Annotated in this window: 1 protein-coding gene; it reads left to right on the plus strand. The window is 70.3% G+C overall.

What is annotated here, in order from left to right; translation table 11 throughout:
• Positions 1-36: 36 nt before the first annotated feature.
• The coding region (locus AC5WRT_RS38905) for an acyltransferase domain-containing protein (protein WP_496098934.1) at positions 37-1,010 on the plus strand (974 nt) is incomplete at its 3' end.

Below are 1,010 nucleotides of genomic sequence, written 5' to 3' on the forward strand. Positions count from 1 at the left end.
TTCGTGTTTCCGGGTCAGGGGGCGCAGTGGGCTGGTATGGGGCGGGAGTTGTGGGGTGTCTCGCCGGTGTTCGCGGCGTCGATGGAGGCGTGTGGGCGGGCTCTTGCTCCGTATGTCGACTGGTCGCTGAGCGAGGTCGTGCGTGGTGGGGGTGAGTTGGCTGCTGTGGATGTGGTGCAGCCGGTGTCGTGGGCGGTGATGGTGTCGCTGGCGGCGGTGTGGCGTGCGTGTGGTGTTCAGCCGTCCGTCGTGGTGGGTCATTCGCAGGGGGAGATCGCTGCGGCGGTGGTGGCGGGTGGTCTGTCGCTGGAGGACGGTGCGCGGGTGGTGGCCTTGCGGTCGAAGGCGATCCGGGTGATCGCGGGCCGTGGGGGCATGGTGTCCGTGCCGTTGCCGGTGGAGCGGGTCGGGGAGCTGCTGGCCGGGTGGGAGGGGCGTGTGTGCATCGCGGCTGTCAATGGGCCGTCGTCGGTGGTGGTGGCGGGTGATGCGGACGCGTTGGAGGAGTTGGTGGCTCACTGTGAGGGTGTGGACATCCGGGCTCGTCGTGTTCCGGTGGACTACGCGTCGCACACCTGGCATGTGGAGGCCGTCCGGGACGAACTCGCCAGGGTGCTCGGTGCGGTTGCTCCCTGCTCGGGTGAGGTGCCGTTCTTCTCGACTTCCGAGGCCGAGGTGATCGACACGGCGCGTCTGGACGGCGGGTACTGGTACCGGAACCTGCGTGAGCGGGTCCGGTTCGCCGAGGCGGTGCAGGGCCTGGTGGACCAGGGGTATGCGGCGTTCGTGGAGGTCAGTTCGCACCCGGTGCTGGGGATGGCGGTGCAGGAGGCCGCCCCGGACGCCGTGGTCGTGGGTACCCTGCGTCGTGACGCGGGTGGGGTCGACCGTTTCCTGACCTCCCTCGCCCAGGCGTGGGTGCGCGGGATCCCGGTGGACTGGACGCGGGTCCTGGCCGGGCAGGGCGGTCGTACGGTCCCCCTCCCGACGTACGCCTTCCAGCACCGCCG

It is taken from the genome of Streptomyces sp. NTD91, assembly GCF_059510455.1.